This is a genomic window from Phaeobacter sp. JH20_34 (assembly GCF_048056095.1).
Taxonomy (GTDB): domain Bacteria; phylum Pseudomonadota; class Alphaproteobacteria; order Rhodobacterales; family Rhodobacteraceae; genus Phaeobacter; species Phaeobacter bryozoorum.
Map to the genome: position 1 here is coordinate 55,750 of NZ_JAYMWT010000010.1, position 14,274 is coordinate 70,023.

10 protein-coding genes are annotated in these 14,274 nt (G+C 62.6%); 8 read left to right on the plus strand and 2 right to left on the minus strand.

What is annotated here, in order from left to right; translation table 11 throughout:
* Positions 1–11: 11 nt before the first annotated feature.
* The 5 genes from glf to VWZ81_RS09390 all read left to right on the plus strand — a co-directional run bounded on the left by glf (position 12) and on the right by VWZ81_RS09390 (position 6,296).
* Positions 12–1,175: a UDP-galactopyranose mutase gene (gene glf, locus VWZ81_RS09370; RefSeq protein ID WP_416535232.1), complete on the plus strand. Its 1,164-nt coding sequence runs from the start codon at positions 12–14 to the stop codon at positions 1,173–1,175.
* A gap of 141 nt (positions 1,176–1,316) precedes the next feature.
* Entirely contained in the window at positions 1,317–2,615 is a 1,299-nt protein-coding gene (locus tag VWZ81_RS09375) for a hypothetical protein (RefSeq protein ID WP_340547847.1), read from the plus strand.
* Complete coding sequence (locus VWZ81_RS09380; RefSeq protein WP_416542576.1) at positions 2,612–3,529, plus strand: glycosyltransferase family 2 protein; 918 nt, start codon at positions 2,612–2,614, stop codon at positions 3,527–3,529. The genes VWZ81_RS09375 and VWZ81_RS09380 overlap by 4 nt, the downstream gene beginning before the upstream one ends.
* A gap of 86 nt (positions 3,530–3,615) precedes the next feature.
* Positions 3,616–5,280 (plus strand): glycosyltransferase family 4 protein, encoded by a 1,665-nt coding sequence (locus VWZ81_RS09385; protein ID WP_416542577.1) that lies wholly within the window; start codon positions 3,616–3,618, stop codon positions 5,278–5,280.
* Positions 5,277–6,296 carry a hypothetical protein gene (locus tag VWZ81_RS09390; RefSeq protein ID WP_416542578.1) on the plus strand — a complete coding sequence of 340 codons (1,020 nt, stop codon included), beginning with the start codon at positions 5,277–5,279 and terminating at the stop codon, positions 6,294–6,296. Before VWZ81_RS09385 ends, VWZ81_RS09390 begins: the two co-directional genes overlap by 4 nt.
* Positions 6,297–6,492: 196 nt before the next feature.
* Here VWZ81_RS09390 and VWZ81_RS09395 read toward each other — a convergent pair whose 3' ends face one another.
* Both VWZ81_RS09395 and VWZ81_RS09400 read right to left on the minus strand, forming a co-directional pair.
* A complete protein-coding gene (locus VWZ81_RS09395; RefSeq protein ID WP_416542579.1) occupies positions 6,493–8,157 on the minus strand; it encodes a calcium-binding protein in 1,665 nt (554 codons plus the stop codon).
* 881 nt (positions 8,158–9,038) lie between these two features.
* Positions 9,039–9,818: a sulfotransferase family 2 domain-containing protein gene (locus VWZ81_RS09400; protein ID WP_416542497.1), complete on the minus strand. Its 780-nt coding sequence runs from the start codon at positions 9,816–9,818 to the stop codon at positions 9,039–9,041.
* Between the two features lie 423 nt (positions 9,819–10,241).
* Here VWZ81_RS09400 and VWZ81_RS09405 point away from each other — a divergent pair, with 423 nt between their 5' ends.
* From VWZ81_RS09405 to VWZ81_RS09415, 3 genes are all read left to right on the plus strand, one after another.
* Positions 10,242–12,146 carry a type I secretion system permease/ATPase gene (locus VWZ81_RS09405; RefSeq protein WP_340547852.1) on the plus strand — a complete coding sequence of 635 codons (1,905 nt, stop codon included), beginning with the start codon at positions 10,242–10,244 and terminating at the stop codon, positions 12,144–12,146.
* Entirely contained in the window at positions 12,143–13,450 is a 1,308-nt protein-coding gene (locus tag VWZ81_RS09410) for an HlyD family type I secretion periplasmic adaptor subunit (protein WP_416541062.1), read from the plus strand. Before VWZ81_RS09405 ends, VWZ81_RS09410 begins: the two co-directional genes overlap by 4 nt.
* Positions 13,451–13,633: 183 nt before the next feature.
* A partial coding sequence (locus VWZ81_RS09415) for a GDP-mannose 4,6-dehydratase (protein ID WP_416542498.1) occupies positions 13,634–14,274 on the plus strand: 641 nt, incomplete at its 3' end.

Genomic DNA, 14,274 nt, shown 5'->3' on the forward strand with positions numbered 1-14,274 from the left:
GGGGTGCCGGGGTGAATATACTGATGGTGGGCGCAGGGCTTTCGGGTGCTGTGATCGGACGGCATCTGGCCGAGGCAGGCCACAGGATCACGGTCATGGACAGCCGCAGCCATATCGGCGGCAATTGCCATACCGAGCGCGACGCCGAGACCGGCGTCATGGTGCATGTCTACGGGCCGCATATCTTTCACACCGATGACGGCGAGGTCTGGGACTATGTGAACCGTTTCGCGCGTTTCCTGCCCTATAAGAACCGGGTGAAGACCACCAGCCTGGACCCCGAGGGGCGGCGCGGCGTGTTCTCGCTGCCGGTGAACCTGCATACGATCAACCAGTTCTTCGGCAAGACCCTGCGCCCCGAAGAGGCGCATGATTTCATCACCGAAGAACAGGCCGATACCTCCATCACCGATCCGCAGACCTTTGAGGAACAGGCGCTGCGCTTTGTCGGCCGCGATCTTTATGAGGCGTTTTTCAAGGGCTATACGATCAAGCAATGGGGCGTGGCGCCAAGCGCGCTGCCGGCCTCGATCCTGAAGCGGCTGCCGGTGCGGTTCAACTACGACGACAATTACTTCTTCCACAAATATCAGGGCATGCCGGAGGACGGCTATACCGCGATGATCGCCAAAATCCTCGATCATCCGGGCATAACGGTCAAGTTAGAGACTGTTTTTGATCAGTCCCAGGCGGCAGATTTTGACCATGTGTTCTACTCCGGGCCGCTGGATGGGTATTTCGACTACCAGCTGGGGCGGCTTGGCTACCGGACGCTGGATTTCGAACGCTTCACCCATCAGGGCGATTATCAGGGCTGCGCGGTGATGAACTACGGCGAGGAAGAGGTGCCCTATACCCGCATCACCGAGCACAAGCATTTCGCGCCCTGGGAAAGCCACGACGGCTCGGTCTGCTACCGCGAATATTCCCGCGCCGCAGAGCCCGAGGACATCCCCTATTACCCGATCCGCCAGGTCGAGGAGAAGGCGCTGCTGGGCGATTATGTGGCGCTGGCGGAACAGGCCCAAGGGGTGACCTTTGTCGGCCGTCTGGGCACCTATCGCTATCTCGATATGGATGTGACCATCCGCGAGGCGCTGGACACCGCCCGCGGGTTCCTGGCGGCTGAGGCGCAGAACGCCCGGGTGCCTGCGTTCTTCGTGGCGCCGCTCTGAGCGGATCGGAGCGGATGTGACAGGCGGATGTGACCGGGCGGGCCGCTGCCGGGGCGGCGGCTTGGTCTGGACCCGTGCCGGATGTTAGAGTAGGGCTTGGGCGCTGGAAAACAAGGCTGATGCAGAAACGAGATGGAGCCGATGAGCGACAAGACCGGAGCCAGACCCAAGACGCTTGTGATTCACATCGGCGACCACAAGACCGGGACCACCACCATTCAGAACGCGCTGGCTGTTGGCAGCATTCAGCTGCATGACGCCAAGCTGCTGTACCCGGCCAAGCTCAACCATAATTACCTGACCGGGTTCATCACCAGCTATCGCAAGGGCACCCCCCTGCCCAAGCATCTTGAGGATCGCGATGGTCTGGAAGAGGTGGCAGCCCAGATTGCGGCCTCGGATGCGGATTATGCGGTGCTGTCCGCCGAGGCCTTTGAAAACATCCCGGCACCGGAATTCCACGATCTGGTCGAGACCTTCTTTCGCGGCTGCGCCGATCGCATCCATATCGTGGCCTATGTGCGCCCCCATGCGCAGCGGATCCTGTCGAGCTATGCCGAGCAGATCAAGATCGGCTGGTATCGCGACAGCATGCAGGACTTCTTTGACCACAATCTGCAAAATGGCCGGTTCCATTACGCGCCGCGCTTTGCCCAGTGGCGGGCGCTGTTCGGCGATGAGTTCACCCTGCGCCCGATGATCCGCAAGGAGCTGAAAAACGGTTCGGTACTGGATGATTTCGCCGAGGTGGCCTTTGACGGGCGGCCCTGCACGGTGGAGGAATTCGAGCCTGAAAACCAGGCCATGACCGTGCGCGAGCTGGCGCTGATGTATTTCCTGCAGGGCCAGTTCCAGGAGCAGGACCCCTGGCTGCGCCATACGCTGGGCTGGGAATTGTCGCGCCAGCTGGACCGTTCGCGCAGCGAGAGCGAGGCCAAGGTGCGCAAACTGGTGATGGCGCGGGATCTGGCCGAGGCCGCCACCGCCGCCTACCGCAGCGATGCCGAGATCATGGATCGCGAATTCTTTGGCGGCCGGCCGCTCCTGCGGAATGCGCTGCGCGACATGGAAAAACAATCCGCCCCGCGTGCGCCCTCGCTGGATCCGAGTCAGTTCTTCAGCCCCGAACATCTGCGCAATCTGACCGTCATGGCCAAGATCATCGAAGGTATGCTGGAACGGCAGGGCAAATGGCCCTCCTATTTCCACAGCCACCGGATCAAGGATATTGAGCGGCACAAGAATGCGCGTCTGGGGCTGGATGAAAATGGCGATCCGCTGGACCCCGAGGCGGAGATGCCGACCGTATCCGAGACCGCAGCGCCGCCCGCCACACAGAGCGCCGCCACCACATCTGACAGGCCGGCCCAGACACCACCGCCCGCCCGCGCCCTTGCACATGCCGCAGCCGCGGCTGCGCCACAGAAGGATCAGCCATGAATATCCGTTCCTCCCTTGCCGCGGTCATCGTGACCTATAACCGGCTGGACAAGCTGAAGCGCGTGATCGCCGCCCTGCAGGCACAGATCTGCCTGCCGGAACGGGTCTTTGTGATCGACAATGCCTCCACCGATGAAACCGGCAGCTGGCTGAGCCAGCTGCAGAAGGACGACCCCCGGTTTCAGCATGTGCGCCTGCCGGAAAACATCGGCGGCGCCGGTGGCTTTTACGAGGGCGCGCGGGTGGCCTATGAGGAAGGTTATGATTTCATCTGGTTCAGCGATGACGACGCCTATCCCGAGCCCAATGCCATTGAGCTGCTGCTGACCGGCATCAAGGATTTCGAGGCGCGGTTCACCTGGCGGCCGTCTTTTGCCTGTTCGGCGGTGAAATGGACCAATGGCGATCTCTGCGAGATGAACACGCCCTCAACGGTCTGGGACTGGCCGCGGTTCTACAGCCCCGAGACGCCCTATTTCCTGGTCGGCTCCTGCTCCTTTGTCTCGGTGCTGGTGCCGCGTTGGGCGATCCAGAAACATGGCTTTCCGATCAAGGAATATTTCATCTGGTACGATGACGCCGAATACACCCAGCGTATCGCCAAATCCTATCCCGGCATCTACTGCCCCAACAGCGTGGTGGTCCATGATGTGCCGGAAAACAAGGGCGTGAACTATTCGCTGGTGAACCAGGCCAATATCTGGAAATTCCGCTATGGTGCGCGCAATGAGGCCTCGTTCCGCCGCCGCGAACAGGGCTGGGCCGGGGTGGCGGTCTTTGCCCGCGGGGTGCGGCGGCAGATGCGCCAGGGCAATGTGGAGAAATCGCTGCGCCGTGAGGTCTACAAGGCGATCTGGCAGGGCTGCTCCTTCAACCCGCCGATCATCCGCCCCGACCCCGATACCGGCGTCTGAGGCGAGATCTGCCCGCAAGACCACCCGCAGCGCCGGATCCGCCGGACAGATGTATCACAGATCAAAAGGACAGGCAGGGAGCCCCCATGTCTCAGGACAGAGAGTATATCGATCAGGAGATCGCCCAGATCCGTTTCATCTATGAAACGCTCTACCCCGAGATCCCGGTCGAGGCCCATATGTGGTGGGAAGAGGCCAAGCTGCCGACCCCGGCGGTGCAGCCGCAGGATATGTCCTATGGCGCCGAGATGATGGCGCTGACCTATATTGGCAATCTGCGCACCGGGCCGCAGGAAACCCCGGCGCTGCCGGGCAAGCGGGTGTTTGTCACCATCCCCTCGCCGCGTCAGGTGGCGGTCCGCGAAAGTGCCGGCGGCGTGGCCTGGCACAAACGGCCGCGTAAATATCGCGCCATTCACGCGCTCTCGCCGATATTGGCGGAGCAGATGAAATACCAGATCGAGGCCCGGCGCTGGCGCAAGCTTCCCGCCCGGCATAAATTCTCCCGGCTGGCCTGTTCGCGTGGCATCTTCGAGACCCAGACGATGGCCCCTGAGGGGCGCCATGGCGGCAAGGAGCCGGCAATCCTGATCGGGTTGCACTGGCTGGATGTGGGCGGCGCCGAAAGCCTTGGCATCGACAGCATCCGCTGGGCGCTGGACGCCGGGTTGCGGGTGTTTGTCATGGTCGGGCAGGAAGGTCCCGAACGGCTGCTGGCCAAGCTGCCGGAAGATCCGCGCCTGCAGCTGATCCGCACCGATCGCTATCTGCCGCGCAGCCAGACCAGCGCCTTTGTCAGTCAGCTGATTGCGCAGGAAAACATCATCCTCACCCACAATCACCACTGTGTGCCGCTCTATGATGCGCTGCCGACGATCAAGTTGCGCCATCCGCATGTGGTCAATCTCGACAGCACCCACATCGTGGAATATGCCGATGGCGGCTATCCGCGGATTTCCGGTGTCTGGAGCAATTTTATCGACCATCACCATGTGATCAGCGGCGAGCTGGAGCGGTTCTACAAGGAACGCTTCCGGGTTTATGGCAGCAAGCTGGTGCTGGGGCGTCTGCTGGATGACAGCCGTCGCGGCGCTGACGTGGCGCCGGTGCGGATCCGCGCGGGCCAGACCCGCTGCCGCGTCGCCTTTGTCGGGCGGATGGTGCATCAGAAACGCCCGGTGGTGGCGCTGTCGATCATCCGGCGGCTGCGGGCTTGGGGCAAACGCAACGGCGTGGATTTCCGCTTTGATATGGTGGGCGAGGGCCCCTATCGCGGCGCGGTGGAACATCTTTTGACCCGCTACCGTCTGGCGGATGTGGTGCATCTGCATCCCGCAGGCACCGATGTGCCGGGCCTTCTGGGGCAGAGCGATATCCTCCTGGTGCCGTCCTCGAACGAAGGGCTGGCGCTGGTCTGCTATGAGGCGATCGAGGCCGGCTGTGTGCCGATCTGCTCCGATGTGGGGGCGCAGGCGGAGATCTGCCCGCCGGAGACGCTGGTGGCCTGGTCGCCGCTGCAGGCGGTGCGCGAGAGTGTCGCGGTGGTGCAGCGGCTGTTGCGCGAGGAGGGTTTTGCCGAGGGGGTGGAGGCCGGGCAGCGCGCCCGGATGCAGGCCTTGCAGAATGACCCTTCGGCGCGCGAGGTGCTGTCGCAGCTGTATCGTGATGCGCTGGCGGCGGTCGCGGCGGAACAATCGCTTTCGAAAGACCCCGCCAAGCGTCGCAGGACCAAGAGCAAGGCCCCGGCATGACCCGCAGGCTGTGGCTGCATATCGGCTCGCATAAGACCGGATCGACCTCGTTGCAGACCGCGCTGCGACAGGGGCAGAGCGACAAGACCCTGGGCGGCTGGAGCTATCTGCATGCAAGGCCGCGGGTGGATTTCAACCCGCTGGTGCGCTGCCATGGCATGGGCGCGGGCATGCACACCGAGTTGCGCTGGCCGTTTCTGGAGCGGCGCATGGCGGATGCCGATCATCGCGGCCATGGCGACTGTATCCTGTCCAGCGAGATGCTGTTCTGGCTGATGGATGTCGCGGATCTGGAGGCGCTGCGCCAGCAGCTGCGTGCGCATTTCGACGAGATCAAGGTGGTGGCCTATCTGCGCCGCCAGGATGCGCTGGCGCTGTCGCACCGCAAACAGGTGGTGATGGGGCGGGCGGCCTATCAGTTCTACGGCGCGCAGATCCGGGGGCTGCCCGAATTCCAGCCGCATATGATGCGCTATTTCGACTATGCCACCAAGCTGGCGCGGTGGGAGCAGGTGTTCGGGGCCGGGAATGTCACCGTGCGCCGGTTCCAGCGCAGCGATCTGCTGGGCGGCGATACGGTGCTGGATTTCTACCATCTGGTGGGGCTGACGCCGCCGCCGGAGCTGCCGGTGGAAAATGCGGCCTGGTCGCGCAGCCAGCTCTTGGCGGGCTTGTGGCTGCGCCAGCGCGGCTATCCGCGCCAAAGCTTTGCCGAGGCGGTGCAGGAGCTGCCGGATGATGGCCGGCTGATGCCTGCGCGGGATGATGCGGCGGCGTTTCTGGCGCGGTTTGAGGCGATCAACCGGGCGCTGGCGGCGCGCTATGACCCGCAGGGGCCGGAGATGTTTTTTGACTGCGATCTGAGCCGTTACCCGGAACAGGGCAATGGCGAGGGGCTGGTGGGGGATGCGGTGGTGACGCCGGAGGTGCTGGCCGAGCTTGAATCGCGGGCGCGGGCGGAGATGGCGGCGCGGGAGCTGCCGCTGGATGCGCTGAACCCGGATGATCGGCTTTAATCACCACACAGGCCACGACGCAGGCCACCCGGGCTGACCTTTGATCCTGCATCCCCCTCCGCAAGAGATTGCGGGGGGATTTTTTATGCGGGCGCGGGGCCGGTCATGGGAGATCAGGTCAGAGCTCAACCCGGATCTGCGCAAAAGAAAAGGCCCCGCAAAGCGGGGCCTTTCCGAAGACATGTGACAGCGCCAATTAGGCGAAGTCGAAGTCGAACTCTGCGCCAGCCAGCGAGGCCAGCGTCACACCGCCTGTCGCGCTCAGCGTCACGGTGGTGTCATCGTCGATCTGGATGAAGACCTCTGCGGATGTACCAGTACCGGTCTGGTAAGCTACGGCCATCACGTCTGCCAGGCTGTCGAAACCTTCGGAAGCTGCGAAGGCCAGGATGTCCTCAGCAGCGTCATAGTCGGTGATTTCAGTGTTGCCAGCGTTGGCTTTCAGCACAAATGTGTCTGCACCGTTGCCGCCAGCCATCACGTCCTTACCGTCGCCGAGGCTCATGAACAGGGTGTCACGACCGTCGCCACCTTCGAGGGAGTCGTCGCCCGCACCACCGCGCAGTTCGTCGTTGCCGCCGTCACCCAGCAGAGTGTCGTTACCGTCGCCACCTTTCAGGGTGTCGGCGTCGGTGGCGTCACCATTGGTGCCCGAACCATCATTACCGTGCAGCAGGTCGTCGCCCGCACCGCCGCTGATGACATCAGCGCCGTCACCGCCGATCAGGGCGCCAGAATTGCCGTTCTCATTGCTGTCGTCGCCGTTGCCGCCGAAGATGGTGTCGTTGCCTTCACCACCGTTCAGGTTGTCATCATCGCCGCCGCCGCGCAGGATGTCGTTGCCGGCACCACCGTCGATGTCGTCGTTGCCCGCTTCGCCAGACAGAACGTTGTTGCCTGCAACGATGCCGTTGGCTGCGTCGTTGATATCGCTTGTTTCGTCCAGAGTGTCGCCACCGTCACCACCCAGCAGGGTGTCGTCGCCACGACCGCCAAACAGATTGTCAGCGCCGCCAAGGCCGTTCAGCACGTCGTTGCCTTCGCCACCTGTCAGGGAGTCGCCCATATCTGCGCCGGTGATGTTGTCATTGCCTGCCAGACCATCTTTCGCGTTGAGACCTGTATAGGCAGTACCGTCTGCACCGACAAAGGTGTCGTCGCCCGCAGTGAAGGGAACAGCTGCGGTGAAGGTCATTTTCACAGTCGTTTGATCGCCTGCGGCATTTTGCAGAACAACGTCATATTCAAACGATACGGTATCGCCAACATTGCCCGCACCGGCGATGGCGTTGCTATCCGCGATGAAGCTGACAGTTGCGCCGCTGGTTTGGAACGCACCATTTGCATCGGTGAAGTTTGCACCCGTATCTGCAATAACATTGTCGCCGATGCTGACGATCGATGTTGCAGCAAACGTATTGTCAGTGGTCAGTGTGAAGTTGCCTGCAGACGCGTTATCGTTCCAAGCATAGCTGACAACATTTGTCGTGCCGAGATCGGTTGCAGAGGCACCGGAGGCCGCAGATTTACCAACGACGCCGGAAGAATCAACACCAGCTTCCAGAACATCGCCGTTACCAAACTGAACGGACCCAATGTTGGTTGCTGTCAGGGCGCCAGCTGTGCCGCCGTTTGTGTCGAGGGTCCACGTCTTGGTGGTGTCATTGTAGGTGAGTTCACCTGTGCCGTCGAAATCCAAGATGCCGTTGCCGGCTTCGTTCGCCAGGACCAGTGCGTCAGTACCACCATTGCCCGCAACAGATGTCACACCGGTTGGGTCAAAAGCTTCGTTCAGGGTGATGGTGTCATCCCCTGTGGTGCCGATCAGCTCATCAGCGTTGAGAATCTTAATGTCAGCCATTTTCTACTCCGTAGTAATGCTCGTCGATTTCTGCGAACAAACGCGCCTGCCTTATGCCCGCAAAGGTTTTACCGCTCTCTGTCTCTCTGGATGGGGGTCTGTTGTCAAGGAAACTTGCGCCAGAGGGGTCAGGAATTGCGGAGATGTCGAAATCGTGCCCTTCCCGCCACGCCGCGGGGGGAGGGCACGGCGGGGATTTCTGGTGGAGTCACCCATTTTAAGGGTTGAAAAGGCGGAGTCTTTTTGCAAACTCTATGCCCCATAGGGGGTGCGTTGCGGCGGGCCTGCGGGAGCTATTGTGGAGTGGCCCCTATATTTGCGGTAGAACTTGACGTTTTGCGAAGATCCTGCGCATTTTGTTAACTCTTTGTTAATACATCCTATGAGGGTAGGGAATTCCTGACCCCTGCCATTCCCTCTCCTTCAGGGTGTGTGCTTTTTGCCACCATGGTCGGACAGGCTTTTCATTTATCAACATTCCGCCCCGGCGTTTTAAATGACGCGCGCGATTTCTTTCACATTTTATTCGCGCAAAGAGAGCTTTGATTTAAATTAATCGGCTTTTTTCGGGGCAATCTCCGCCATAAGTCGTCGAGAGTTTCACTTTTTCCACACTACGCCCTTTGGTGTAGGAAGGTGGTAGCGCCCCGGGGCGGGGAAAAACCGGTCAAATCCGGCCAGATCTGACGCAAGGGCAGCTGCGCGGACAGAGAATCTCTGGCCCGCTGCCGGGGCTGTGTCCCTGTTGGAGCAGGCCAGGGCAGGCCGGGGGAATCGCGAGGGCGGGCCGGCTGGGGGGGGGGGCGGTGGTTCGGGGGGCGGTCAGCAGACTGCCGGGGTTTGCGGCAGGCACATGCCCCGGGGTGGCCGCTGCAAGCCGATCAGCCGTAGCAGCGGCTCACCAGCTGGTGCAGGCGGGCGTCGTTGCGGCTTTTCTCGCCGACGATATTGCGCACCGCATCGGGGATCTCTTCGGCGGCTTTTGCCTTGCTGCCGGTGTTCTCGCGATGCTCGGCCAGTTCGGCCGCAAGACCGTGGCTGCGGCGGAAATGCTGCAGGCTGGCGCCCAGATGTTCGGTCACGCCGATAAAGCTGTAGTAGCGGTTCAGCTTCTCCAGCGCGTGATCAAAGGAGTAGAAGGCGCCGGTCATCAGCGACAGCTGATAGTCCAGCGGCAGCGCCTGGGCATAGGCCTCCAGCGTCGGGTAGCGGGCGGCAAAGGCCTCGTGCTGGGGGTGTTTGTCGGAGGTGTTGTAGCGGTAGTTGGAGACGAAGCGGTCCAGCGGATCGCGGATGATGGTGGCGCATTTCAGCGGCAGTTCCTGATGGCGCCAGTACATGACGTCGGACCATGCAAAATGCCCCATCAGCACCTGACGGCAGGGGTTGGCCTCATCGCTGCGCCGGTAGAGCGCCTTGCGCGTCTTGTTGCGGAAGGACTGGTTGGTGTTCTCCCAGGAGACCGGGTGAAAAATGTCAAAAGCCGCCTGCAGCGCCTTGCCCACCGACATGCCCGCGGTCTTGGGGATATGCATGAACAGGATCACGTCATTGGGGTCGTGATAGGCCTCTGGCGCCACCAGCCGGGGAGCAAACCGAGCCTCAAAGGCGGTCTCGGCAACGGTCTTGATACCGGAGGTCTGAGAGGAAACCTGTGACATGATAAGGGCTTGCTCCACGTTGGGCGGCAGGTGCCGGATGCGCTGTCGGGCCTTAGCGAAGGGGGGGCTGGATGTCAATCTGAGCAGCGGGGAGGCGGCCGGTTTGCGCCCCCCTGTGGCAGGGCGGCTGCCTGCGGGCGGCCAGTGATGCCGCGCCGCCGCGCCTGCCGCCTATTCTATGAGGAACGGGGAGAGCTGTTTGACAAGGCTCCGGCGGCTGTGCTTTTGACCCTGTGCAGAGATGCCCGGAGGACAGGGGCGCCCATCGCCATTGGCAGGAGCCATTGTGCATCCGGGCGTGTCCGGGCATATCCCCCTGATCCCGGCCCGCTCTGCCCAGATCTTTCTTGCGGGTGGCCGGGTCTCTTGGACTTCTTACTTTTGGTTGCCCGTCCGGGTGACCCAGACAAAGGCAATACGTCAATGGCACGCACCTCGGCACAGCAATCAGGATCGGCGCATAAGGCGGGGCTGGCTGAGATCCGCAAGGCCCGCAGGGGCAACCGCGGCGCCTTCTGGCTGATCGGCCTGTTCAGCTTCTTTGCCAATCTGCTGATGCTGACCAGCCCGCTTTATATGATGCAGGTCTATGACCGGGTGCTGGGCAGCCGCTCGCTGGAGACGCTGGTGGCGCTGACGGTGCTGGCGGGATTCCTGTTCCTGATCATGGGCATTCTGGATTACGTGCGCGGCCGGATCCTGGCACGGGTCGGGGCGCGGTTCCATGACCAGCTGGAAACCCGGGTGTTCAATGCGGTGCAGGACAAATCGGCGGCCGGCTTCAATGACGACATCGCCAAGGTGGGGCTGCGGGATCTGGAGGCGATGCAGAAGGCGCTCTCCTCTCCTATTGTTTCGGCCTTTTTCGATCTGCCCTGGACACCGCTGTTTCTGGGGCTGATCGCGGTGTTCCATCCGCTTCTGGGTCTGCTGGCGCTGATCGGCGGTGGCGTGCTGGTGGCTTTTGCCCTGGCCAATCAGATGATTTCCAAGGCGCCGGTCGAGAATGCCAGCATGATGGCCGCCTCGGCGCATCAGGTCTCGGACGGGATGCGCAACAATGCCGAGCTGATCCAGGGGCTGGGAATGCGCCGTGCGGCTTTTGCCAAATGGCGGATGCTGCGCAGCCAGGCGGTTGGATCTGAGCTGAGCGCGGCGGATATGACCGGTGGGTTCAGCACCGCCACCCGCACCTTCCGGCTGGCGCTGCAATCGGCGATGCTGGGCACCGGCGCCTATCTGGTGCTGACCGAAGGGCTGACACCGGGGGTGATGATCGCCTCCTCCATCATCATGGGCCGGGCTCTGGCTCCGATCGAGACGCTGATCGGTCAATGGGCTCTGGTGCAGCGCGCCCTGCAGGCGCAGGAGCGGCTGGCGCAGATGCTGAGCGAAACCCCGGAGCGCCCGGCGCCGATGAAGCTGGCCCGCCCGGCCGCCAAGCTGGAGGTACAGGGCGTGGCCCTGGTGCCGCCGGTGGCGCCGGGGCAGGTGGCCAAACCGGTCCTGCAGGGGCTGAATTTCAATATCCAGCCCGGGCAGGCGCTGGGGGTGATCGGGGCCTCGGGGGCGGGGAAATCCTCGCTGGCGCGGGCGCTGATCGGCGTCTGGCACCCGGTCTCGGGCAAGATCCGCCTCGATGGGGCGGCGCTCAATCAATATGACATGGATGATCTGGGCAGCTACATCGGCTATCTGCCGCAGCAGGTGACGCTGTTTGACGGCACCATTGCCGAAAACATTGCCCGGCTGTCGATGATGCCGGATCCCGATCAGGTGGTGGCTGCCGCCCGCAAGGCCGCGGTCCACGACATGATCCTGCAATTGCCGCAGGGTTATGACACGCCGGTGCGGGTGGCCAGCACCCGGCTGTCGGGTGGGCAGGTGCAGCGCATCGGCCTGGCGCGGGCCCTTTACGGCGATCCGGTGCTTCTGGTGCTGGATGAGCCGAACTCCAACCTCGACAATGAAGGCAGCCAGGCGCTGAACCTGGCGGTGGCCCATGCCAAACAGGACGGCCGTGCGGTGGTCATCATGGCGCATCGCCCGGCGGCGATTCAGCTCTGCGACCTGATCCTGATCCTCGACAACGGGGCGCAGCGGGCCTTTGGGGCCAAGGATGCGGTGCTGCGTGAGCATCTGCAGAACCCGCAGGCCGGCCAGCAGAAACCGGCCCCGAAACAAGCCCCGAAACCGGCTACAGTGCAGGTCGCAGCACAGGCCACAGAAGACGATGCGGCACAGCTGCCGCAGGAGGCAGCCACTTCGGCCCCGGAAACGCCGGTCCAGAAACAGCCGTCTCCGAAACAGGCAGAGGCAAAAGCATGAGCGATACATCCAAATCCTACCCGATCCGTGGGCTGACCATTGCCGGGCTGCTGGCGCTGGGGCTGCTTGTAGGCGGCATTGGCCAATGGGCGGCGACGGCGGAAATCTCCGGTGCGGTGATTGCCTCCGGTTCCATCAAGGTGGAGCAGAACCGGCAGGTGGTGCAGCACCCCTATGGCGGCGTTGTCGACGACGTGCTGGTGAGCGAGGGCGATCTGGTCGAGGAGGACGCGCTGTTGCTGCGGCTGGAGCCGTCGGAGCTGCTGGCCGAACGGCAGATCGTCGAAGGTCAGCTGGCCGAAACCCTGGCCCGGCGCAGCCGCTACAGTGCCGAACGCGACGAGGCCGAGGAAATCACCTTTGCCGAGCTGCTGTTCGAGCTGAGCGGCACCCATGTGCAGACCGAAGAGCTGATCAACGGTCAGAAACGCCTGTTTGAAGCGCGCCTGGTCAATCTGCGCGCCCGCATCAGCCGCCTGCAGGAACGGATCGGCCAGATCCAGAGCCAGATCGACGGCATCGAGGCGCAGCAGTCGGCGCTGCAGGAACAGCTGGTGCTGATCGGCCAGGAGCTGGAAAACCAGCAGAGCCTGCTGGCACAGGGGTTGGCACAGTCCAGCCGGGTGCTGTCGCTGCAGCGCGAACAGTCACGGCTGCGCGGTCAGGCCGGGGCGCTGACCGCCCAGAAGGCCCAGGCCGAAGGGCAGGTGACCGAACTGGGTCTGGAGATCCTCAACCAGAAAAGCGCACGGCGCGAAGAGGCGATCACCACCCTGCGCGACCTGCAGGTGCGTGAGCTGGAGCTGATCGAACGACGCAATGTGATCCTGCAGCGGCTGTCCCGGCTGGAGGTACGCGCCCCGGTGGCGGGGGTGGTCTATGATCTCAATGTCTTTGCCCGCAAATCGGTGATCCGGGCGGCGGATCCGCTGATGTATCTGATCCCGCAGAGCCAGCCGCTGGTGATTTCGGCGCAGGTGGCGCCGTCGGACATTGATCAGGTCTATCTCAACCAGCCGGTCAGCCTGAATTTCTCCAGCTTCAACCAGCGCACCACGCCGACGCTGTTTGGCACGGTGAGCACGGTATCGGGCGATTCCTTTGTCGATCCGCAGACCGGGCGCAGCTATTACGTGGTCGAGGTGCGGCTGAACAAAGGCGAGGCCGCCCGCCTGCCCGAGGGCAATGTGCTGGTGCCGGGGATGCCGGTGGAGACCTTTATCCAGACCAACAGCCGCACGCCCTTTGCCTATCTGTTGCAGCCCTTCACCGATTATCTCAACCGCGCCTTCCGCGAGAGCTGAGCCTGTCTGCCCGGCTCTCGCCCCCCTCCTGCCGATCCGGACAGGGGGATATGCCGGGGGGACAGGCGGGCGGAAAATCGGCTGCCACTCCGTCGCAACATGTTTTAGACTGACGCGACCCCGCGCCAAGATACCAGCAAGTTACCAGGGCGCGGCTGATCGCATGAGATTTAAGGATAGCAGATGAAAAAAGCCCTCATCACCGGTGTGACGGGTCAGGATGGGTCCTACCTTGCGGAGTTTCTTCTGGAGAAGGGCTATGAGGTGCATGGGCTGAAGCGGCGGGCGTCGTCGTTCAACACCAGCCGGGTGGATCACATCTATCAGGATCCGCATGTGGATCATGCCCGCTTCAAGCTGCATTACGGCGATCTCACCGATACCTCCAACCTGACGCGGCTGCTGAGCGAGATCGAACCGGATGAGGTCTATAACCTCGGCGCGCAGTCTCATGTCGCCGTCAGTTTCGAGGCGCCGGAATATACCGCAGATGTCGATGGCATCGGCACCCTGCGCCTGCTGGAAGCGATCCGTTTCCTGGGGCTGGAGAAAAAGACCCGCTTCTATCAGGCCTCAACATCCGAGCTTTACGGCCTGGTGCAGGAAACCCCGCAGCGCGAGACCACGCCGTTTTATCCGCGCAGCCCTTATGCGGTGGCCAAGCTTTATTCCTACTGGATCACGGTCAATTACCGCGAGGCCTATGGCATCTATGCCTGCAATGGCATCCTGTTCAACCACGAGAGCCCGCGCCGGGGCGAGACCTTTGTGACGCGCAAGATCACCCGCGGTCTTGCCAATATCGCGCAAGGCCTCGAGGAGTG